This window comes from Brumimicrobium glaciale (assembly GCF_004152935.1).
Taxonomy (GTDB): domain Bacteria; phylum Bacteroidota; class Bacteroidia; order Flavobacteriales_D; family Crocinitomicaceae; genus Brumimicrobium; species Brumimicrobium glaciale.
Window position 1 is genome coordinate 574,561 of record NZ_SETE01000002.1, and the last position, 22,635, is coordinate 597,195.

The 22,635-nt window shown below is 33.0% G+C and carries 25 protein-coding genes; 15 read left to right on the plus strand and 10 right to left on the minus strand.

What is annotated here, in order from left to right; all coding sequences use genetic code 11:
- Nucleotides 1–292: 292 nt before the first annotated feature.
- Nucleotides 293–1,069, plus strand: a complete 777-nt coding sequence (nagB, locus tag ERX46_RS06070; RefSeq protein WP_130092945.1) for a glucosamine-6-phosphate deaminase — start codon at nucleotides 293–295, stop codon at nucleotides 1,067–1,069.
- A 543-nt stretch (nucleotides 1,070–1,612) separates the two neighbouring features.
- Here the strand turns inward: nagB and ERX46_RS06075 are convergent.
- Nucleotides 1,613–2,041, minus strand: a complete 429-nt coding sequence (locus tag ERX46_RS06075) for a thioredoxin family protein (RefSeq protein WP_130092946.1) — start codon at nucleotides 2,039–2,041, stop codon at nucleotides 1,613–1,615.
- A gap of 108 nt (nucleotides 2,042–2,149) precedes the next feature.
- On the opposite strand from ERX46_RS06075, the gene ERX46_RS06080 reads away from it, so the two are divergent.
- Both ERX46_RS06080 and ERX46_RS06085 read left to right on the plus strand, forming a co-directional pair.
- Nucleotides 2,150–3,142: an AMP-binding protein gene (locus ERX46_RS06080; RefSeq protein WP_130092947.1), complete on the plus strand. Its 993-nt coding sequence runs from the start codon at nucleotides 2,150–2,152 to the stop codon at nucleotides 3,140–3,142.
- Nucleotides 3,143–3,144: 2 nt separating this feature from the next.
- Complete coding sequence (locus ERX46_RS06085) at nucleotides 3,145–4,077, plus strand: J domain-containing protein (protein WP_165366165.1); 933 nt, start codon at nucleotides 3,145–3,147, stop codon at nucleotides 4,075–4,077.
- A gap of 28 nt (nucleotides 4,078–4,105) precedes the next feature.
- On the opposite strand, the gene ERX46_RS06090 is transcribed toward ERX46_RS06085, so the two are convergent.
- From ERX46_RS06090 to ERX46_RS06120, 7 genes are all read right to left on the minus strand, one after another.
- The gene (locus ERX46_RS06090) at nucleotides 4,106–4,708 is read right to left on the minus strand and encodes a Maf family nucleotide pyrophosphatase (protein ID WP_130092949.1); all 603 of its coding nucleotides are present in this window, start codon (nucleotides 4,706–4,708) and stop codon (nucleotides 4,106–4,108) included.
- A 10-nt stretch (nucleotides 4,709–4,718) separates the two neighbouring features.
- Entirely contained in the window at nucleotides 4,719–5,675 is a 957-nt protein-coding gene (locus tag ERX46_RS06095) for a geranylgeranylglycerol-phosphate geranylgeranyltransferase (RefSeq protein WP_130092950.1), read from the minus strand.
- Nucleotides 5,672–7,693: an OmpA family protein gene (locus tag ERX46_RS06100; protein WP_130092951.1), complete on the minus strand. Its 2,022-nt coding sequence runs from the start codon at nucleotides 7,691–7,693 to the stop codon at nucleotides 5,672–5,674. The genes ERX46_RS06095 and ERX46_RS06100 overlap by 4 nt, the downstream gene beginning before the upstream one ends.
- A 3-nt stretch (nucleotides 7,694–7,696) precedes the next feature.
- Nucleotides 7,697–8,320: a 7-carboxy-7-deazaguanine synthase QueE gene (locus tag ERX46_RS06105; protein WP_165366166.1), complete on the minus strand. Its 624-nt coding sequence runs from the start codon at nucleotides 8,318–8,320 to the stop codon at nucleotides 7,697–7,699.
- Nucleotides 8,321–8,572: 252 nt separating this feature from the next.
- Nucleotides 8,573–8,929, minus strand: coding sequence for a hypothetical protein (locus ERX46_RS06110; protein WP_130092952.1), 357 nt, complete (start codon nucleotides 8,927–8,929; stop codon nucleotides 8,573–8,575).
- A gap of 625 nt (nucleotides 8,930–9,554) precedes the next feature.
- Nucleotides 9,555–10,088 carry a hypothetical protein gene (locus ERX46_RS06115; RefSeq protein WP_130092953.1) on the minus strand — a complete coding sequence of 178 codons (534 nt, stop codon included), beginning with the start codon at nucleotides 10,086–10,088 and terminating at the stop codon, nucleotides 9,555–9,557.
- 126 nt (nucleotides 10,089–10,214) lie between these two features.
- A complete protein-coding gene (locus ERX46_RS06120) occupies nucleotides 10,215–10,583 on the minus strand; it encodes a hypothetical protein (protein WP_130092954.1) in 369 nt (122 codons plus the stop codon).
- A gap of 221 nt (nucleotides 10,584–10,804) precedes the next feature.
- On the opposite strand from ERX46_RS06120, the gene ERX46_RS06125 reads away from it, so the two are divergent.
- The 3 genes from ERX46_RS06125 (at nucleotide 10,805) to ERX46_RS06135 (ending at nucleotide 15,842) form a co-directional block, all read left to right on the plus strand.
- Entirely contained in the window at nucleotides 10,805–13,135 is a 2,331-nt protein-coding gene (locus ERX46_RS06125) for a multicopper oxidase domain-containing protein (protein WP_130092955.1), read from the plus strand.
- Nucleotides 13,136–13,651: 516 nt separating this feature from the next.
- Nucleotides 13,652–14,095, plus strand: a complete 444-nt coding sequence (locus ERX46_RS06130) for a hypothetical protein (RefSeq protein ID WP_130092956.1) — start codon at nucleotides 13,652–13,654, stop codon at nucleotides 14,093–14,095.
- Between the two features lie 22 nt (nucleotides 14,096–14,117).
- The gene (locus ERX46_RS06135; RefSeq protein WP_130092957.1) at nucleotides 14,118–15,842 is read left to right on the plus strand and encodes an amidohydrolase; all 1,725 of its coding nucleotides are present in this window, start codon (nucleotides 14,118–14,120) and stop codon (nucleotides 15,840–15,842) included.
- Nucleotides 15,843–16,070: 228 nt separating this feature from the next.
- On the opposite strand, the gene ERX46_RS06140 is transcribed toward ERX46_RS06135, so the two are convergent.
- Together ERX46_RS06140 and ERX46_RS17490 are read right to left on the minus strand one after the other, a co-directional pair.
- Nucleotides 16,071–16,448, minus strand: coding sequence for a GxxExxY protein (locus ERX46_RS06140; RefSeq protein WP_130092958.1), 378 nt, complete (start codon nucleotides 16,446–16,448; stop codon nucleotides 16,071–16,073).
- Between the two features lie 102 nt (nucleotides 16,449–16,550).
- Entirely contained in the window at nucleotides 16,551–16,706 is a 156-nt protein-coding gene (locus ERX46_RS17490; protein ID WP_165366167.1) for a hypothetical protein, read from the minus strand.
- Nucleotides 16,707–16,763: 57 nt separating this feature from the next.
- On the opposite strand from ERX46_RS17490, the gene ERX46_RS06145 reads away from it, so the two are divergent.
- From ERX46_RS06145 to ERX46_RS06185, 9 genes are all read left to right on the plus strand, one after another.
- A complete protein-coding gene (locus ERX46_RS06145) occupies nucleotides 16,764–16,994 on the plus strand; it encodes a FeoA family protein (RefSeq protein ID WP_130092959.1) in 231 nt (76 codons plus the stop codon).
- A 171-nt stretch (nucleotides 16,995–17,165) separates the two neighbouring features.
- Nucleotides 17,166–17,873 (plus strand): ZIP family metal transporter, encoded by a 708-nt coding sequence (locus ERX46_RS06150; protein WP_130092960.1) that lies wholly within the window; start codon nucleotides 17,166–17,168, stop codon nucleotides 17,871–17,873.
- Nucleotides 17,874–18,214: 341 nt separating this feature from the next.
- A complete protein-coding gene (locus tag ERX46_RS06155; protein ID WP_130092961.1) occupies nucleotides 18,215–18,499 on the plus strand; it encodes a TRL-like family protein in 285 nt (94 codons plus the stop codon).
- A 51-nt stretch (nucleotides 18,500–18,550) separates the two neighbouring features.
- Nucleotides 18,551–19,051, plus strand: a complete 501-nt coding sequence (locus tag ERX46_RS06160; protein WP_130092962.1) for a hypothetical protein — start codon at nucleotides 18,551–18,553, stop codon at nucleotides 19,049–19,051.
- Nucleotides 19,051–19,620, plus strand: a complete 570-nt coding sequence (locus ERX46_RS06165; protein ID WP_130092963.1) for a hypothetical protein — start codon at nucleotides 19,051–19,053, stop codon at nucleotides 19,618–19,620. Before ERX46_RS06160 ends, ERX46_RS06165 begins: the two co-directional genes overlap by 1 nt.
- 22 nt (nucleotides 19,621–19,642) lie before the next feature.
- Nucleotides 19,643–20,245 (plus strand): SOUL family heme-binding protein, encoded by a 603-nt coding sequence (locus ERX46_RS06170; RefSeq protein WP_130092964.1) that lies wholly within the window; start codon nucleotides 19,643–19,645, stop codon nucleotides 20,243–20,245.
- 155 nt (nucleotides 20,246–20,400) lie between these two features.
- On the plus strand, nucleotides 20,401–21,162 hold the full coding sequence (locus tag ERX46_RS06175) for a hypothetical protein (RefSeq protein ID WP_130092965.1): 762 nt from the start codon (nucleotides 20,401–20,403) through the stop codon (nucleotides 21,160–21,162).
- Nucleotides 21,163–21,241: 79 nt separating this feature from the next.
- Nucleotides 21,242–21,664 (plus strand): DUF6998 domain-containing protein, encoded by a 423-nt coding sequence (locus ERX46_RS06180; protein WP_130092966.1) that lies wholly within the window; start codon nucleotides 21,242–21,244, stop codon nucleotides 21,662–21,664.
- Nucleotides 21,657–22,586, plus strand: a complete 930-nt coding sequence (locus tag ERX46_RS06185) for a c-type cytochrome (protein ID WP_130092967.1) — start codon at nucleotides 21,657–21,659, stop codon at nucleotides 22,584–22,586. Before ERX46_RS06180 ends, ERX46_RS06185 begins: the two co-directional genes overlap by 8 nt.
- The last annotated feature ends 49 nt before the right edge of the window (nucleotides 22,587–22,635 follow it).

Below are 22,635 nucleotides of genomic sequence, written 5' to 3' on the forward strand. Positions count from 1 at the left end.
ATAAAATTTTAGTCTCTAAAAACGAGTGACTACTTTTTAATACAATTTACAACTTGAGATATACATACTTTTAAGAAAGAAGAACATGTAAATCATTCAAAATCTTTTGATGACTTAAAAATAATTGTATATTTGATCAATCAAAAAAACCAATTAAATATATTTGTTACACATTTTTTTATTTCGTGTTAAAAACAAAATATTAGCTAAACAAAAAACTACTTAAATATATCCCATTTTTAAAATAGTTAAAAAAGCATCAATGCTTTAAAAATGAATTCAGTCTACAAATATGTCTAACAATTATAGCAAACATACATTACTTAAAAGCCCAACATTATTTTCTAATGCTGTGCAAGCCTCACTTTACACAGCGAAACAGATAGCTGAACTTATTCTTGAAAAACAAAAACAGGGTTTACCAGCAGTTTTGGGATTAGCGACTGGAAACACACCTAAAAAAGTTTATAAAGAATTGATCCGTTTGCATCAATATGAAGGCTTGAGTTTTCACAATGTCGTTAGCTTCAATCTTGATGAGTATTACCCAATTGGCTCAGAAAACGATCAGAGCTATACTTACTTTATGAATCAGAATTTATTTAGTTATATAGATATCCAACCCAAAAATATTCACGTACCACATACAGATTCTTCACCAGATCAAATAACACAATACTGTCTAGATTATGAATCTAAAATAGCCGGTTTTGGTGGTATAGATTTGCAATTATTAGGAATTGGTCGCAATGGTCACATCGGTTTTAATGAACCTGGTTCTAGCTTTGATTCTACAACACGCTTGGTAAATTTAGACTCCATTACAAGAGAAGATGCCATAACAGATTTTGGGACGCTCAACAAAGTTCCTCATCAAGCGATAAGTATTGGTATTCATACCATAATACAAGCAAAAAAAATCTTATTACTCGCATTAGGAGAAAGAAAATCTGAGATCATTAATGAAGCCATAAACGGTGAAATATCTATCCAAGTTCCTGCTTCTATTCTTCAAACAATGCCACAAGTTGAGTATGTGCTAGATAATGAAGCGGCTAGATTGATATAGATTGAACAACAATTGACTGAAAGTACCATTGATTCGTACGAGAATAATATTCTATGAAAATCAAAAGATATAGACAAAAGAGGTTAGACAATAGACCCTCTTTTTTGTCTTTCTCACAAAACTAAGCACTTATTATCGAGACCCATACAAGCTAAGTCGAGACGAATTAATCCCGATGGATTGTCAGGAACATAGTATTCCACCTCTTTTTGAGACCAATAAAATTATGCATTCAATTAAACATTATATTTTGATTGGGCTACAAAGATAGGTCGTTAATCACTAGTTTTAACGTTGTGTTTTTCAATAATTACAGCCGATAATCGCATCAATTATTTTTTTCAGAAGTTAAACTATATTAAAAAGGAAGAAGGGATTCCTCAGTTGTTAAAACCTAAGCTATTCTCAACTATCCGAATGACAGTACATAGGGAAGTCTTTTTAAATAATTACGACTTATTTTGGTAACCCAATATTTTCATAAAAATGACAAAGGGCGAAAATTAATTCGCCCCTAAATTTATCGTCAATGAAAAAAATATATTATTTCACAAAATCATTTACCTCTGAAAGAAGCTGCGTATCTCTTACTGCTCCTAGAATTCTTTTTTCAACTTTACCTTCTGCATTGATCAACATCATTGTTGGGTAGGCACGAACTTGATATCTTTTAGCAATTGCTGGACCTTCACCTTTTTCCATATCTATTTTGATATTGATGAAATTTTTATTGAATACTTCTCCAACTTTTTCATTTTTGAATGTCGTTCTGTCCATCATTTTACATGGTCCACACCACACTGCATAAGCATCTAGAAAAATTAATTTCTTTTCTTTTTTAGCTTTTTGAATTGCTTCCTCAAATGAAAGCGTTTCAAAATTAATTCCTGCTTCATCATTATTAGCAGGCGCCCAAACGAAAGAAGATGCAATTAATGCAAATACAATCGTAATAACACTTAGATATTTCATATTCATATTTTTATTATGCTAAAGTTACAAAACTAGATTTAAAATCAGCATATTTGGATTAATATTAAAACAACGTGATTCAAATTCCGTGCCCTTTAAATAGATTGAATGCGCTTACAAAAACTAGACATTTCAAAAGACAGTATTTCAGATATTGAGACCTTCATTTCAATATGGAATAATGATAGCCAATCGATTACTCAGCTGAGTTCTGGCTCTACTGGACCTCCAAAAGCAATAGAAATTTTAAAGTCAAAAATGGAAGCTTCGGCAAAAATGACAGGTAAATTCTTGGACTTAGACAATTGTGAATCAGCGCTCCTATGTATGTCAATAGATTATATTGGAGGAAAAATGATGGTGGTGCGTTCTCTCCTATTTGACCTCACATTGTATGTAACAAATGTCACTCGTAATCCACTCAAAAACCTTTCTCACACTATAGATTTCGTGGCAATGGTTCCCATACAAGTGGAAGAAACGCTACAAGAGAATCCAGAAAAATTGAATTACATCAAGCATTTAATTATTGGAGGTGCGCCAGTTTCGGATGAATTGATTGAAAAGATTAAGAATTTTGAATGTAACGCCTACTCTACTTTTGGAATGACGGAAACGGTTTCTCATATTGCTTTGCGAAATTTAAAAAATGAAAACGAACCGTATCGAGCAATTGGAAATACGAAATTCTCAACTAAAGATGATTGTTTGGTAATTGATTGTGAAGAATTAGAGATTAAAGGATTAAAAACAACCGACATTATTCAATTAATTGATGAAAAAAGCTTTCATTGGTTAGGTCGTGCTGACTTCGTAATTAATTCAGGTGGAGTTAAAATTCACCCTGAAGAAGTCGAACGAAAAATTGCAAACGTCATTGATTCTACGGACTTTATTATTGGTCAAATTGATGATCAGAAATTGGGAAGTAAAGTTGTTTTTATTGGTGAATCTTACTTAGATACAAAAGATTTAAAAGAGAAGATTGACAATGAATTGACAAAATATGAACGTCCAAAAGCTTACTTTTTTATATCTTCGTTAATCAAAACACCATCGGGGAAAATTGACCGAAATAAAACTACCGCAGAAATTCTATGAGTATGAAGCGTTATTTTGAAATACTAGGAATTCCACCAATTAAGAATGAGGAAATCGTTAAGAGAGCTTATCGCAAAAAAGCGATGAAATATCACCCTGATAGAAATCCTTCTGAAGCAGCAAAAGACAAATTTATTCAAGTTACAGAAGCTTATGATCAAATTCTTCTGGCTCTTGAACAGGCGAAAAAACCTAAATATACTTCTCAAAATACTACGTATACACAAACGAATACAACAGGGCGTCCTCACCAATCAAGAACGCATACAAATACACAGCAAAGTAAAAGTCCCCAACAAAGTAAAACCAACACAGAATGGGAAGAAAGAGTGAAAAAAGCTCGTCAGCGCTACGAAAAAATGCAGCGCAAAGAAGCGTTGGAAAACGAGCGTTATTATAGAGACATAACGTCTGGACGAAATTGGAAAAGATTCAAAATCATCATGATTGCTTGTTCATTTATTAGTCTTCTCATCATATTAGATTCGCATTTTTTTTCAACACAAACAATTCCGTCATCAGTTGAGAGCAAAGATTCTCAACCAGCTTACGGAAGGAGTCCAAACATGAATTCATTGCAAGTGGTTTTTGATAACGGTCAAAAAGCTTGGATTGCGCGAGATTTCCTCTCATTGACTAACAATAATTTTATCTATCTGGAAAGGACGCCTTTATTTAAAGACATTAAATATGTGAAGTTTTATGAACACGATAGGTGGTTTTATTATACACCAATCTACAGTCAATCGTTCACTTTTCCATTAATTCCTATAGTATTACTAATTCCTTTACTAACCTTCTTTATTAAGAATAAAACAATTTACTTTAGCGTTCTTTACCATGTAAGCGTCAAAGTTATGCCTGTATTCTTGGTGGTTCTTCTTTTTTCAAATGACAGATGGGCACAGTTGATCACTTTAGGAATGATGGGTTGATTTTTTGATGTTGAATTGGATAAACGATTTATTTTTGGTTGATGCGGACAGTTGTGATGAGCGCAAACTCATCATTTAAAACCTTCCACAATTCATTGACTGGCAACCCCATCACATTGTAAAAACATCCTTCAATTTTTTCAACGCCAATCATACCAATCCATTCTTGAATTCCGTAAGCTCCGGCTTTGTCGTAAGGTTGGTATTTGGTAACGTAATAATCAATTTCTTCGGTTGTTAATTTCTTAAAGAATACTTTTGTGCGAACAGAAAATGATTTTTCGTGGTTTGGATTAAACAGATAAACTCCAGTTACCACTTCATTGATGCTGTCAGATAATTGTTCTAACATTTGAACAGCATCTGCATAATCTTTCGGTTTTTCTAAAATCTGATTGTTATGAATTACTACCGTATCGGAAGTCAGTAAAACCTCATCTTCAAGAATAGAAGCTTTGAGCGGTTCTGCTTTTAATTTTGATAAATATTCAGGAACATCATAATGCGAAAGTTCTTTAGGAAAAACCTCTTCAACTTCCTTTTTGCGAATTTCACAGCTTATTCCAAGTTGTTCAACCAATTGTTTTCTGCGTGGAGAAGCGGAACCTAATATTATCTTTTTCGAGAACATAATTTATGTTTTAATTCAGCAATTGGATAACCCAAAACAATGGTAAAATCATTCCAAATATCATTGTGAACTTAATTCCTAGATTAGCTTGTTTAAGATTTTTTTGATTTATTGGTCTAAATAAAATCATTAATGTAATAACAGAAGAAATTGCACTCAAAAGCAAAGGAACTAATGCTATTCCATCGATATAACCTGTTCTCCAAAACCAAATAATTGGAATGGTTAAAGTCATTGTAATGAGCACAAAAATGATTGCTATTGTACGCGATTTTTGAAGTCCATAAACAATTGGAATCGTTCGTGCTTTTAAAACCAAATCACCTTTTACATCTTCCATGTCTTTGATTATTTCTCGTGTCCAATTGAGAACAAAAGCAAATAATCCTAGTCCAAGTCCTATGTAAAGCGGAAAGAATCTGTAATTATTCAAATGAAACGGATGTGCTTCTTCAAGAACTACTGTTTTGAAATAATCTTGATAATAAATCCCAACCAATACAGGCACTAAGGCTGTCAACATCGCGATAACGACATTTCCAATGACTAAAGTTCTTTTCAAATGCATAGAATAGAACCACAATAAATTGATAGACAATAGATGAATAAATACATACCAAAAAGTATCTAATACAAGTCCTAAATGAATAGCAATTCCGAAGGCCACAAAGTTGAGCACCCAATGAAAGACAATTGCCCATCTTCTTTTGATGTGCTTCATTATGATGGTTCTTTCTGGTCTGTTGATTCGATCTGCTCTTACATCAAAATAATCGTTGATGATATTTCCTGCAGCTGCAATCATAACAGTTGAAATTACCAACAAGAAAAAGTTGAATGATTGAACTAGCATTATTCCATCATTGAAACTCGAATAAACGAGGTCTAAATATCCACCAACACTGTACATTGTTACAGCGATGATCAATAAATTGATTGGACGAATTAATCTTAAAAAATGAATCATTTTACAATTCTATATTCTGTTCTTCTATTTTCTTGGTGTGCTTTTTCCTTGCCAGCTTCTGTAGCTATTTTTCCAATTTGCTCATCAGAATTAATTGGTTTTGCCTCTCCATAGCCTTTATAAGACAAACGATTCGCATCAATTCCTTTTGTTATTAAGAAATCATAAACTGCTTTTGCTCTGTCTTGAGATAATTTTTGATTGTCATCGTTATCACCTCTCGTATCCGTATGACCGCCAATTTCAATCTTTATTTTGCTGTTTTGAGTCATTAAAGCCGAGAGTTTATTTAACTCAACATAAGATGCTTTTCGTAAAGTTGATTTTCCTAAATCAAAGAATACATTGGCCAATAAAACAGGCTGTTCGTCACTTAAAGGAACTAAAGGAATCTCCATAAAAATAGGTTTATCGCTTCCTGCTATCATGTCAAAATTCTTAGAAAAGAAACTATAACCTGGGAAAGAAACATTCAGTGCATATTCTTTTTTTGTTGGCAAAGCAACCAAGAATTCTCCAGTAATAGGATCTGCTTCAGAAGCAATAACCTGTTCTCCTGTTGCCAAATCGATTAACTCAAACTCTCCTTTTAAAGGTTTTCTAGTTGTTGCGTCAAAAACTAAACCTTCAAAATAAGTTGTTTTGATTGGACGATATTCTTCTGGTAATTCAAAGTAATAAATATCTAATTTCCCTTCTCCTCCATCTCTATCTGAAGCAAAAAATGCGATTTCTCCATCTGGCCCAACCAATAATGAATTTTCATTGCTTTCGGTATTAATTGGATATCCTAAATTGACAGGATTACCCCAATTTCCTAAAGGATCTTTTCTTGACATATAAATATCCGTTCCACCCATTCCTACGTGTCCATTAGACGCAAAATATAAAGTTTGTCCATCAGGATGAATCATCACTGAAGATTCAGACATTTCGGTATTGATATTATTTGGCAATTGAACTGCCCTTCCCCAAGAACCGTCTGACAATTTTTTACTCATGAAAATATCACTTCTGTGGCGATTATTTTTACCTACTCTTCTGATAAAATAAAGTGTCTTTCCGTCTGCTGAAAGTGAAGGTTGTGTCTCCCAATTGTAACTATTCACCTCACCAGGAAGATTCTCAGGATTTGTCCATTCTCCACCTATTTTTTCAGTAATGAATAAATCACAACTTCCTTTTCCTTCACGATTTCTACCGTAATATGTTCCTGTGATATCTGTACAACCTACAAAGATAAGCGTTCTTCCATCAGCTGATATTGTTGGCGCGCCCTCATTTTGCTCTGTGTTAATATTGGGTGGCATTGGAACAGCGGTTGACCAAGTATTATTTTCTGTTAATGTGGAAATAAAGAAATCTTCTTGGCCTCTTGGCATACCATCATTATTCGGAATTTCTCTAGTGAAAAGTAAAGTTTTACCGTCAACAGTTATCGTTGGAAAATACTCAGGATGTTCTGTATTAATAGATGTCCCAATATTTACAGGGCTTATCTTCGATGGATTTTTCATTGCGAAAATTGAAAACTCAGCATTGGCTTTCAATTTATGTGCAATCATAATTAAGTGTTCTGGTGTTGACCTACTATTGGATTGCAAAACCATATCTGCAAAGAAAATAGCATCTTCAAATTCATGATTTCGGAGTTGTTGATCACTAATATCGATGTACAATTGTCCATTCAAATTAGCAGAAGGTTGAATTTCCAAAGATTTTTTAAAATGAAAAACGGACTCTTTGGGTTGATTCGTTATTCTGTAATATTCACCAATCAATTGGTGTGCTTCCAAAAAGTTATTGTCTTTTTCTAAAGCTTTTTTCAGTAGGTCAATTCCAGATTGATAATTTGGTCGACCTCTTTCCATATCGAAATTTTCTTGAGGAGCGTTTCTTGCTTCTTCAAAAAGCTTAATTGCCTTTTTACTTTTTGTTCCATATCCCATTTGGGCAGTTGCGCAACTTGAAAAAAGCAAAAGAGAAAGTGTGAAAAGTAAACTGATATATTTTGTCATATCCTAAGGTATATTCATGTATTTATGCGTCTGTAATGAAATTCTCCATCTTGGATTATCTTTTACATAATCGATAATCAATGGCAACATTTGTGCCTCTTTTGACCATTCAGGTTGAAGATACAGTAAACAATCGTCATTCACTTTTGCAGCATGTTCTTCTGCCCAAGAGAAATCATTTTTATTGAAAATTACAATTTTGAGTTCGTTTGCTTTGATATAGGCTTCGTCAACAGGTTTTTTAAATTTCTTAGGTGAAAAGCAATACCAATCCACTTTCGCATCCAAAGGATAACAACCAGAAGTTTCAATTGCGACTTCTTTATAATTATCTTGTAATGCCGAAACGAGTGTTTCAATAGGATACATTGCCGGTTCACCACCCGTAATTACAACAAAGTCTGTAGGTGTTGAATTCACCCCATCCAATAAAGTTTCCAAAGAAGTATCAGGATGATCTTTAGCCTCCCAACTTTCTTTTACATCACACCAAACACAACCCACATCACAGCCACCTGTGCGAATAAAGTAAGCAGCTCTCCCTGAATAATGTCCTTCTCCCTGAATAGTGTAAAATGACTCCATTACAGGCCAAGATGTGCGTTTTGATTCAATACTATTTTCCATTACTTCAAAAGTAGTGAAAACCTTTTAAACTCAATTAAGAATTATCAATTAGGAATTACGAATTCTGTACAATTCCGTAATTGATGATTTCGCTTTTACTTTTGCATCTCCAATACTTAGATAGTATTATCTCAATAACTCCAAACAAAATTGGATTAACTATAAAATTAAAATAGGATAGGATAGAGAACTAATAATTGAATCATGAATTTTAAAATTCGTAATTCGTAATTATCCAATTCGTAATTGATTTTAGTTCATCAAAGTAATATACCAATCTTGTTTCAATTTGGCATATTCATCTTGAAAAGCTTCTAATTGTTCCTGAGCGATTTTTTCATTGCTTTTTGAGCGATTCTTTAACTCATAGTAAGTATCTTTTATCAAGGCTACAATATTAGATCCTAACAAGAATTCACTTGTTCTAGGGTTCACATTATAGGTCTCATAAACGATGTCAATTCGTTTTTTATCGTCTTCCGAATGAACACTATGTGGTTCATTTCTAGTTATTTTCTCGTAAATAGGAAGTAATGTAGCACTCAATTCTACAAAATGGCGCATTACATATACAGCTGAATTTAACGACTTGATGTTTTTTGCTTCCATGGTGTTTGGTTTCTTACTAGACGCATGAATGAAGGGATAGGTTGGTTTGTGGTGTGAAAAAAGTTATGAATGCATAGAAAAATACTCGTCAAAAACTTAATCAAATTGTAGAATAAGAGCTCATTACAATAGTATAGAATTAAATTTTATTTTGAAATTTTATATGAATGCTTGATCAACTAGAAAATTAAATATTTGAAAGAAAAAAAGGGATTCCTTCTCGCTGTGTTCTGTCGGAAAGTGAGGATGGTTTGTTGTGGGGTTTTAAAAAAAATAGATAAATCTCATTTTAAAGTTTTAGGTGTCAAATAATTAAACATAAATAGAGCGCTTCTGTAATCATGTATGGACTGAACCCACTATGGAGTGAAAGTAGCATAGGTTCAAATGAGAATAAAATTCTATAACCATCTAAAATCAAGATGTTAGATATTAGGTCTTAGACTTATCGTCTTTTGTCTAAAACCTATTGCCTGATACAAAGCTTTTTAGAAGCTAAAACTAGATTTACTAAAGTGCATATTTTTAACTATTTCTGAGACCAATAAAGCTTAATTGTTAAAATAAAAAATCCCTCAGATTGCTCAAAGGGATTTTTTACTATTAAATTATGAAAAACGCTTAATTAACCTACTGCAATTTTATGTTCAAATACGACCGTTGAAGATGCATTCGTTGAATTAATTACTTCATTATAATTCGAAACCCAATCGTTGGCCAATTGTATTTCGCCACTTAACATTCTGTTATTATCTTCATCAAAGAGTCTAAAACAAATGATTTCATCCCTTTTATTTTTAGGATAAAAACAAATATTTAAACTGTGTGTAACTTTATCTCTTTCTCCATGGTAATCAACATCGCGCACTTCACGATCCACTTTACAAATTGATATTTCAGATAAAGCAATGTGACGTGTTTCGTAACTCACTCCATCCACTTCAACAAAATAAGCTAACTGATTTACATTATCAATTCCTAATGCTAAATTCCCTACAGACTCCCATTTATCAAGTTGAAAGCCATTTTTATTAGCGTACTCTTTTAAATTTTTGATTAAACCTCTCTCTGTACTTTTGCTTTTGCGGTACATGATAATAAAAGGTAAAACGATTGCGATGATGGAGATTACTCCAATTAAAATATTTCCAGTTTCCATTTTTTATGTTTTAAATCCGATGTTTCACGGGGTGAATTTCTTTTTAACAATTTAAAGATGTGCTATTTATTAAAGCACAAGAATTATGACCAAGCGCATTGGTCATTTCAATAAAGCAAAAGAATTTTACCAGAAATTATGGAAAGGGAAAATGATATCCTCTGTTCGGAATTGTAACTCCAAGGTTTTAGATTCCTTGATAGAACTGATGTTATTTTGAACAATCAGTTTACTCAAATACTGAGTCGCAATAAATGCCTTGTCAGTTCCACCATCAAAAGCAGGGGTAATTGGAGCGATAGAAACACCGTATCCTTCCGCACTAATTGCTTGTGGGAAGAGTATTTTGGATAATTCTGTTAAATGAACTCCTTCTGTTTGTTGTTGGTCAGAGAAATTTGTGTCAAACGATGGTAATGCAACTGTGCTGAATACCGATAGACAGTAAACAGTAAAACAGAGTGTCAGAAAAATATTTTTAAATATCGTTTTCACAGGACAAATGTAAATTAAATTATAATTAGAAAATTGATTTTATGATATTTTATAAGTGGAATAAATCAATTCAAGCATTCAAGGATTGAAAGATTCAATAATTCAGAGATTAGAGGTTTCCAAGACAAAAGTAGATCAATTAACATACTTTAGTACTCTTGAACCTAGAGAAATAGATGAGATTGTATATTTTGACGCATTGCAAAACTAAAATTTTAATTATGATAAAATATTTACTTTTCTGCATCTCATTTTTCATTTGCACCCCTTTGATTTTCAGTCAAAAAAACGAAGAAAACACTGAGAACTTACCAGTTAGAGAACATACATTGACTATTCGAAAAGAAATGGTTAATAAAGCAGGAAAAGAAGTTATGGGAATGACAGTCAATGGAACAATTCCTGGACCGACTTTAGAATTCGAAGAAGGAGAATACGCCGTTATTTACGTGAAAAATGAAATGGATGTAGAAACGTCAGTGCATTGGCATGGATTTTTACTTCCTAACTTTTATGACGGCGTACCTTACCTTACAACTCCACCAATTAAACCAGGAACGACGCTTAAATATGAATTTCCAATTCGACAATCGGGTACATATTGGTATCATTCGCACACCATGTTACAGGAACAAAGCGGTGTATTTGGTTCAATTGTAATTCACCCAAAAGAAAAAGAGTTAGCTTATGATAAGGACTTAGTATTGATTTTATCAGACTGGACAAATGAAAAACCTAAGAATGTATTGCGAAATTTAAAACGTGGGAATGAATGGTACGGAATTAAAAAAGGAACTTCTACTCCACTGAATCAAGTGATTAGTCGGGGAGCTTTAGGAGCACAACTTAACTTTTGGAAACAACGCATGGAAGGTGCTGATATCGCTGATATTTATTACCCAGCATTTTTAGTGAATGGAGAAGATTCTATTTCCTATCCCGATTTTAATCCGGGAGAAAAAGTACGTTTACGTATAATAAATGGTGCTGCTTCTTCCTCTTTTTGGATGACTTTTGGTGGAGAAAAGCCGATTTTAGTTTCCGCTGATGGTTTAAACGTTGAGCCAATAGCTAAAAACAAAACATTTATTGCCATTGCAGAGACTTATGATTTCATCGTGACAATTCCAGAAAATGGTCAAATAGAATTTCAAGCGATGGCACAAGATGGTTCAGGAAAATCAAATGCTTATTTAGGAAAAGGTGAAATTCTTCCAGCAGAAGACATTCCAGTTCCAGATAAAATTGAAATGATGAAAAAAATGGCGAAAATGGACATGAAAATGGGTGCTCCAGCTATTAAATTTCGTCCAAAGAAAGATGAACGTCACGCCATGATGGAAAAGTATGGAATGAAAATGGAGGGAATGGACAAAGGTGAAGATGAAATGAATCATGAGATGTCAAAGAAAGAACATCAAGAAATGAGTAAAGATTCTTCTGAGATGAAAGACATGGATCATTCCAAAATGGATCATTCTAAGATGAAAAATATGGATATGGATATGGATATGGATATGGAAGGGATGGATATGAACTCAGAATACAACTACGATTATTTAAAAGCAAAAGAAAAAACGATTTATCCTGATTCAGTTCACGTGAACAATATTCTTATGAATCTGACTGGAAACATGAACCGTTATATATGGAGTATAAATGGTGTTCCATTAGGTGAAACAGACAACATTAAAATCAATAGCGATGAAGTTACACGAATGACTTTCAACAATCTTACAATGATGCACCATCCAATGCATTTACACGGTCACTTTTTTAGAGTTATTAATAAAAACGGAGAATATTCACCTTTAAAACACACCGTAAACGTTGCTCCAATGGAGAAAGTTACCATTGAGTTTTATAAAAATGGAGGCGATGAAAATGGAGATTGGTTTTTCCATTGTCACGTACTTTACCACATGATGAGTGGAATGGCGCGTGTAATTAGTTACGATACACCTCGTGATCCTAGAATGGAGGATTATCCAATGAAAAATATAACTAAAGAAGGGAATAAATTCTTTGCTTGGCATACACTAGATCTCGCTTCAAATGATGTGGATTATGACTTTGTAGCTTCCAACATGCGAAATCAATTCAATTTATCAGCAGAATATGGATGGAATCAAAATTTTGAAGGAGAATTTACCTATGAAAGATATTTACAAGATTACTTTCGCGTTTTTGGTGGAGTGAATGTAGAAAACGAAAAAAGTGAAAACTTAGATGATTTTTCTACAACTGCTGTTGCAGGTATTCGTTATTTGACACCATTTCTATTTAATTTGGATGTTAGAATAGATAATAAATTACGTCCACAAATTAGTTTGGAAAAGGAGATTATGATTTTCCCAAGAACAGTGCTTTTTGGAGAAGTTGAATACCAAGCAGATTTTGGCTGGGTTGATGAATTTAAACCAGGAATTAATTACAGAGAAGAAGTGGTTTGGAATGCTGGAATTGAATTTCTGATGACTAAGCATTTTTCATTAATGGCAAGTTATGATAATCGATTTGGAGTTGGTGGAGGATTATCGATAAGATTCTAAATCACTATTGTCCGATTAACATAACTCTTCCATCACTGAATGAAATTTCCGATTAACAAAATTCTTTTTTCATTTTTTTATTCAATTCCTAAATTGCTTTTAAATTATTTTCATGAGCTAGCTTCACGTCGGTTCTTGATAAAAAAACGAAACAAAAAAATCATCCCGATTATACATCGGGACCAAGGCATTCATATGACACCATGAGATTTTCTTATGCTGAATGCTATATTTCTTTGCAAGAAATGTAATTCTGCATGAAAACTCACTTTCGCTGAGGAATCCCAAGCGCTTCGATTTTAGCATTTATGAAAATTCAAGCCTATAGTTTTTAAGAAGAGCTACAAACTAGAAAAACTATCGAATCTGGAATGAATTAGAATTTTTAATCGGAAAGCAATGATTCTAAATATCATTTAAACAATAGTTAAGACTCAAATAAAATCAAAAAGTGAATTTTCATATTTGATTCTCACGAATAATTATTATTTTCATTGTCAAACCTTTTTTCAAAATATGGAAAAGACGGATAAATCAGCAATACTAAAAGGAGCGATAACCACAGGCGTCATCAATGCCATTATCAACGGTGGAATCCAATATTTCCTATTGAATGACAAAGAAGTCATTCCAATTTCTGTTGATGCGATTACAAATACGGAAGTCACTGTTTTAGGAACAGCGGTCTCTTTAGCAATTACATTATCAATAATTCTTACATTAATTGGCTATTTTACCTTGAAAGGAGAAAAAGTAAAATTCTTTCCAACTGCCTTTTGGTTAACCATCAAACATGGATTTTTTACTTTTGGGGTAATTACATCTGTAGCAGTTTTATGGCAAAAGTATATGGGAACAGTAGAAGTTTCATTGATTTGGGGATTAGTAATTATAGGAGTAATCACGGGAATTGTTTCTGCAGTCATTAATTATTTAACGTTGAAAAACATTCAAAAATAAGCAATCACAATATTTAAAAATCATGAAGAAAATTATTTATTCACTGTTCTTTCTTGCTTTATTTTCCAGCTGTGGCCAGAATGAAACACAAGAAACAGCTCAAAAAGATGAGACGCCAACTCAAATGTATTTCAATGGTGAAATTCTCACAATGGAAACAGATGAAGTCGTTTATGTTGAAGCAGTTGTTGAACAAGAAGGAAAAATCGTTTTCGTAGGGAGTCAAAAAGACGCTGAAGAAAAGTATGGAAATGCAAAGAAAATCGATTTAAAAGGAAAGACAATGCTTCCTGGATTTATCGATCCACATTCTCATTTTGGAATGGTTTCGAATACTATGGGACAAGTAGATTTGAATCCGGCGCCCGTTGGAGATGTGAATAACATTCCAGCCATTATGGAGAAAATGAAGCAATATAAAGCGGACAATAACATTCCAGATGGTGAATGGATTTATGGTTGGGGATATGACGATGGACAATTAGAAGAAAAACGTCACCCAAATAAAAGAGAGCTTGATGCTGTTTTGCCGAACAATCCAGTTTACTTGCAGCATACGAGTGGACATATGGGCGTTGCGAATTCTGCTGCACTTGCGAAATTTGATGTTACAGCGGAATCAAAAAATCCAGATGGAGGAAATATAGAACATTTCCCAAATTCAACAGAACCAACAGGATTAGTTCAAGAAACTGCGATGTATCCATTTGTAGAGAAAATGATGGGAGTGATGGCAGCAGCACAAGCCGAACATTTTGGGACAACACAAGATTATTATGCAGCAAACGGAATTACAACTGCTCATGATGGAATGACAGGTCGCAGCACGATACAATTTTACCAAGATCAAGCAGATGCTGGAAAAATGAAAATTGACTTGGTTGTTTTAGCTGGCTATTCTGAACTAGAAGACAACATCAATGATTCTACATTGGTTTTTAAGGAATACAAAAACGGATTTAAAACGCAAGGAACTAAAATTGTTGCAGATGGTTCGCCACAAGGGAAAACAGCTTTTTTCACGAAGCCTTTCTTAACAGAAGTCCCTGGTTGTGCGCATCAATGTAGAGGATTACCGAGTTTAACACAAGAAGCACTCGATAAATTATTCTTGACCGCTTATGATAACAACAATCAATTATTTATTCATTGCAATGGTGATGCAACGGTTGACATGATTATGAAAGCGCACGAAAACGCATGTGAGGAATTAAATCACCCGTTAGATAAAGACCGCAGAACTATTATTATTCACGCTCAATTCTCTAGACAAGATCAACTAGAAAAGTTTGTAGAATACAATATGCAACCTTCCTTCTTTACAAATCACGCTTATTTCTGGGGTGATGTTCACGTAGAAAATTTAGGAAAAGAAAGAGCAGATTTCTTGAGTCCAATGGCTACTTCGATTAAATTAGGTTTAAAACCAACAAATCATTCTGATGCAACGGTTACGCCTATTGATCCAATATTTACTATTTGGTCGGCAGTAAATCGTATTTCTCGTTCAGGTAAAATCATAGGAGAAAATGAAAGAGTAACGCCTTACCAAGCGATTCAAGCAATAACTAGCAATGCTGCATATGAATTATACGACGAAGATTTGAAAGGAACATTGACGAAAGGAAAACTCGCTGACTTTGTGATTTTGGATAAGAATCCTTTGAAAGTTGAAGCTGGGAGTATTAAAGATATTCAGGTTGTGGAGACTGTGAAGGAAGGGAAGTCGGTTTACTTGAGGGAATAAGGAAAAAAAAAGAATTACGCGGAGTTTCGCTGAGATGCAGAGATACGCAGAGAAGAAAAAAGAAGTAAAGGAGGATAAAAAAGAATGACGCAGAGGTACGCTGAGGCGCAAAGATGCGCAGAGAAAAAAAAGAAATAAAGCGAATAAAGAGGAACCAATTTGCGCCACCCTTCTTATCATTGCGAAACTCCGCTCCTCTGCGTGTCTCTGCGTAATTCTTCCCTTTCTTTAAAGTCCGTTCACCATTCTTCTAATCCCATGCTTCAATAGTTTGGTTTTGAAATTTAGAATTAAACCCAACTTATAATTTCCAAGCTTCAAATATGTCATTAATTGAGCTTCATGAATATCAATTATAGCATCAACAGACTTTAGTTCAATGACAATCTTCTTTTCAACTAATAAATCTATTCTGTAACCATGATTTAAAGTTAAGTCTTTATAAACTATAGGCATTTTCAATTCTTGCTCAACAAGGAATCCTATTTTCTCTAATTCATAAATTAAACATTTTTGATAAGCCGACTCTAATAGTCCGGGACCTAATTTATTATGCACTTCTATCGCACAACCAATAATTACTGAGGAAATTTCATTTTCTTTCATTATATTTTGATTTAGTGGTTAACTCTAAATTAAGATAGTGAAAGTTTTGAGTTCTCAGATACAAATAGAAATAAAAATAAAAGATAAAAAAATCTCTCTTCTTCATCTCTGTGAGCCTCCGCGAAAACCATCCTCATGTTTTTCTCCTCTGAAAGCTTCTCTAATCTCTGCGTCACCTTTCCCCTCTTTTTCTTCTCCGCGAATCTCTGCACCTTTGCGAATCTCTGCGTTCCTTTCACCTCTCTTATTTAGACTCATTCAAAATACCCTGTTAATGGTATTGCAGAAAACCATCTTCTACTCTATTTTTGTGTCATGGAAGATAGAAGCATCACAACATTGCGTAAAGGAGCTAGCGGAATAATTACTGAAATCAGACACAGTAAGGTTTCTCAGCGTTTAATAGAAATGGGATTAACTCCAGGAACTCCATTTGAGATCCGTTCAATTTCACCATTTGGCGATCCAATTGCTATTCGTTTAAATGATTTTGCAATAAGCTTGAGATTGTCTGATGCATTGAATATTATGGTACGCTCAAAATAGAGAATCTCTATAAACTCTAATACTTATACAGTAGAATTAATGTTCTACCACTTATTTTATTTTTCTATTTAAGCTTCCTTTTTCAGCGTTTCCAACTTCTAACAGTCGATTTTTAAACTTCCACTTCAATTTCCTTTGTTATTTCTCACCAAAAAGAATAACTTCACTGTAATGATGCAAGAACTAATTATTTTCTCAGGATTAGCGGGAATTACTGTTTTTATTGGTGGACTTTTAGCGAATTATTTTAATCACCACGTAAAAGATACACCAGTTAAATATGAAATCACACATACGATGATGTCGTTTGGTGCAGGGATTATTTTATCGGCATTAGCTTTAGTTCTGATTCCAAAAGCATTGGAAGAATTGGAGTTAATCCCTATGGTTTTATCCTTTTTATCAGGTGCTTTATCTTTCATGTTTATTGATCGATACTTAGCGAAAAAAGGAGGTCAAACTGCTACGCTACTGGCTATGATGATGGATTTTATTCCTGAAGCCATTGCATTAGGTGCTGTTTTTGTAATCGATCCAAACATGGCAATGTTACTCGCCGTTTTTATCGGACTCCAAAATTTACCAGAAGCTTTTAATTCATTTAGGGATTTAGTCCAAAGCGGATTCACTCCAAAAAAAACATTAATCATCTTCTTTTTCTTAAGTTTCTTCGGAATTGTTGGAGCTTTAATCGGACATTACTTTTTGAGTAATCACCAAGGACTGACAGCTCATCTGATGAACTTTGCAAGTGGTGGAATTCTCTATTTATTGATTCAAGATATTATTCCAGAAAGTAAGTTGAGTAGAAACTATTTAACCTCTCTGGGAGCTACTTTGGGTTTTTTAGTGGGAATAATTGGTGAAAAGTTGGTTTAAACTCAATTAATGCGCCATGGAAACTTAATTACTACCTGTAAACTGAATAAATCTTAACTTTCTTTCCAATCTTTGATAATTACGTTAATATTTATTTCATTCAGAAAAAATAATTATTAAGTTTGGCAATGGAATCAAATAAAGTAGCTTAGAAAGTATAATAAATTTAAATTTTGCACACTATTTATCGCATGTAAAATGAACAGTTTCACTTTCAATAAAATCTATTTTAAAAAAAATATTAATATTATAAACTTTACAATGGAGTCTAGAAACCATTTTAAAAAACGGGGCGAATCTGAAAAGCCATAAGAGTAGGAAAACTTAAAACATTACTTATTATGATCAAAAAAATCAAATCAATTGTAGCTTTATTAGCTATCGTCGCTATGGTGTCAAGCTGTTCTTTGACCCTTCCTGTTAACGCTACAAGTAATCCAATTGGAGACAAAGTGGGTACTGCAAAAGCAACTGGTTTCTTGGGTATTTTATTTTTTGATGCAGATGCTAGCATTAGTACTGCTGCTAAAAATGGTGGAATTACACAAATTTCTACAGTTGATATCAAGCACACTAGTATCTTGAATATTCTCGTTACTTACGAAACTATCGTAACAGGAAAATAACTTTACTTATAGGAAGGAGAGTTAATACTTTCCTTCCTCTATCATTCCTTTATGAAAAAATTTATCATTTTCTCACTATTACTTTTCTTTACCGCTTGCACTTCAAACTCAGATAATCAAAAAAGCTTAGATCTTTTCAATGGTTCAACATTTGAATTAAATGAAAGTGAAAAAGAACTAGCTATGACATTACACATTAAGGAAAGCTACCTTGATCTTATTAAAGAAAAAAGCTTACAAATCCCATTATTTAAAATTGTTAAAGGTCCAAAATATCATATTTTCATTGGTCTACCTGTAAATACTTCATTGACAGAAATATTTAAAGCACCGCTGTTTAATGACAGTATTAAACTTGAATTTAAAACCGATACTACTTCCTATGACTATAAAAAATTCAAATATGAAGAGAATTATATTTCTGAATATGTTTCAGAAAAAGAGGGTAATTTAATTTATATTTTATCGGTTACAGATTCAGAAGAAATTTCAGATAGTTTATTTAATTTTGAAAAACTATCTAACAGATTACAATTAAAAAACAACGAATAATGAGATTAGTAAAAAGTACATTTAACCAATCAGCCACTTTAGGAGTTTTACTTATCATTTCTATACTATTTCTACTTTCCAGTTGTATGTCTATAAAACCAGGATCTTCAAAATCTGGAAAAAAATATTACGAATCCTTTTATGTTGGTGAAGGTGGAACGCAATATTTCATTAAGCCTATAAGCTTTGAAAAAGAAAAAGGAAAAGATGAAGTGTTTTTGGATTTCACTTTTCGATACAGAGACAATATGAATAGCAATGCTGTCATTAATTACAGCGTTCAAATAGATGAAATCATCAGAGAAGTGGATAGCTTGGTAATTATCAATGCATCAAATTCGATGACCAGTTCAGTTAATAAATTATTATTTAACACCAGAGAAGGTGATGGATTTCAATCGCGTTATTCAACAGAAGTACCGCTGAAAAAATTGAAAGATTTATTTGGAAATAATGAATGGGCAGTAAAAGTTTACGCTACTGGAAAAGAGCATATTTTTTATCCTTCAAATAAATCGAAAAAAAAGATTAAAATACTGAACGATAACGTGTTTATTTTGTTTAACTAAGTAGAACAAATAAATAGCAAGAATGAAAGTTGTCTTAATTATAATTGGAGTTATAGTTGCCCTTTTTATTGCAGTGCAAGTTTTCGCTATGAGTACACAAAGAAACACGGAGTCTTATCCTTTTATTGTCATTAAAAAATATGATAATTTTGAAGTGCGTGAATACGAAGCAAGTTTATTTACTTCGGTTAAACTACCTTATAAAGAATATAAAAAAGCGTCGAGTAAAGGATTTTCCATTTTGGCAGGTTATATCTTTGGCGGAAATGAAAAAAACGAGAAAATCGCCATGACTTCTCCTGTTGCCATGTCGCTTGAAGACTCAATGACAGTAATGTTTATGGTACCAAAAGACAAAAGTAAAGAATCCCTTCCTAAGCCAAATGAGTCTCAAATTCAATTCAAAGAAGAACCTGCAAAAACTGTTGCTGCTATAACTTTTGGTGGTTGGGCAAGTGATGAAAAAATTCAGGATTATAAAAAGCAATTAACTGACGCTTTAGATGCAGAAGGAATAACTTACACAAAACATTTTTTCTTTTTGGGTTATAATCCTCCTTTTGATATGGTGAATAGAAAAAATGAAGTGATTGTTGAATTGGATTTAGGAGTTGAAAAGCCATAAAATCTAGAATATCCGCTAAGTTTTCAAGCATATTCGAACAATTTCTATTCAAAAAAGCATTTCAATCAATCTTTAAAAATATTTTCGCATAATAATATCTGATTTTATTGGTTATAAACGTGTACAAAAAATGTAAACGAAAACCTGCTGAAATTATGAAATCGATATTATTTCTGACTGTAATCACATTCTTTTCAACTGGTATTATTGCTCAAGAAAAACTCATTCATGTTTTTGTAGCGCTTTGTGACAATGATTCTCAAGGAATTGTTCCTGTTCCAAAATCTATAGGAGATGGCACAAAACCAAATACTAATCTTTATTGGGGAGCAGGATATGGAATGAGAAATTTCTTCGATAAAAAAACAACAGATTGGGTTTTAATCGCTGATTTAGAATCGGAAAACCCAATGATTTTAGACAGAATACTTTTCAAGCATAGAACCAAAGACATTTACCTTTTAGCAGATGCTTACAATGGACGAAACATTAAAGAATGTACCGAGAATTTCCTATTGAGTTCTAATGGACAAAGTCCCGAAACAATTACCTATCAAAACAAACAATTTGAGTTTGGAGGCGGCGCTGATTTATTTGTTTATATCGGCCACAATGGTTTAATGGATTTCGATTTGAATCCTAAATTCAAAGAAAACAAAAACCCGAAAGACGTGATGATTTTGGGTTGTTATTCCAAGTCGTATTTCAAGGAACACATCAAAAAAGCCAATGCCAATCCGGTACTTTGGACAACTCATTTAATGGCTCCAGAAGCTTACGTTCTTCATGGCGCTTTGAACGGTTATGTCATTAATGAAACTGGAGCTCAAATTGATGAAAGAGCGGCTCAGGCTTATAATACATATCAAAAATGCGGGATTAAAGGAGCACGTGGGTTGTTTACGAGTGGATTTTAGGGCGGATGGTTTTGATTATAAATAATGAACAAACTCTAATTATCATTGTATCTTTAACCTTAAAATCTAATGCAAATTTATGAAAGCAGAAGAATTACAAGAGACTATCCTAGAATTGTGGGGCATTGTCAAGAAACTTGAAGACAATTACAAAGAGGACAATAGAAAATTCACAGTTGATGGTCATTTATTAGGAAGTATAGGAGAGGTTTATGCAAAAGAAAAATTCAACTTGAAATTATTGGGAAATTCTGAAAAGTGTCATGATGCCATTAATGAATTAACTAATGAAAAATATCAGATTAAAATAACTCAACGCAATAAGGTTGGTTTAAGATATGAACCAGATAATCTAATTGTCATAAAAATTGAAGAAACTGGTATACCCATCATTACTTATAACGGATGTGGAAAGCTTGTTTGGGAAAGTATAAAACATAAAAAAAGCAAGCAAAAATTTATTTCGATTAATCAATTAAAAAATTTAAAAAAGAATGTTTAAATCAAATACAACCTTTAATATTTCACTATTCTTAATAGGAATTCTATTCATCTCCTTGAATTTCAATTCATCAACTGAGGAAATTTCCAAATACGATGAAAATTCTCCAAGAACTTTATTGGTGAAATATGGAGAGCAAGTATTTGAAAATGAAAAATGTTCTCGTTGTCATGTGCTCAATGTTGAAGATGAAAATAAAAGAAAGAAAAGTTTGGATGGTTATGGTGGATTAAAATCATCAACATTCATCGCAACACTTTTAATTAATCCTAAAGATGTAAATCCGGGTACAAGGATGCCTTCATTCAAAAAACTGTTAACTACAAATCTTGAAAAAAGTGTTTTAAGAGATGTTTTCAAAGATATAAGTATTTCAGATGCGGATTTTGAAACTGCTTGGAAAACTATAAATCAGGAAGCGAATTCATTAAAAAAAGAAATAGATAAGGAAGGCGTTTACACACATCCTATATCTGAAGCTACTGCTTTGATTGCTTTTTTGCAAAATATCCCAAGTAGTGAAGCTCAGAAAGAAATTAATCAAATTAAAAAACAGGAAGTAGATAAAGAAAATAAAGCGGAAGGTTTTTTTATTAAAAATAGCGATAGCATTGTTGAACAATTGGCCAAAAACGACAAAAACATTTCTCTTGGAAAAGAATTATACGAAAATCGATGTGCAATGTGTCATGGCGAGAATGGAGAAGGAATGATTGGTCCAAATTTAACTGATGATTATTGGATAAATGGAGGGAGCACAAAAGATATTTCGGAAATTATAATCAATGGTTCACCTAGAGGAATGCCAGCTTCAAAGAGTGTCCTGACTCCAATAGAAATTGGTCAAATCGTAACTTACATGATGGCTATTAAAGGTACAAATCATCCTGATGGTAAAGAGCCTCAAGGTGAGAAAGAATAAAATCTTATAAGAAAACAAAAGCCTCTATTCCACTGAAATTTATTCTAAA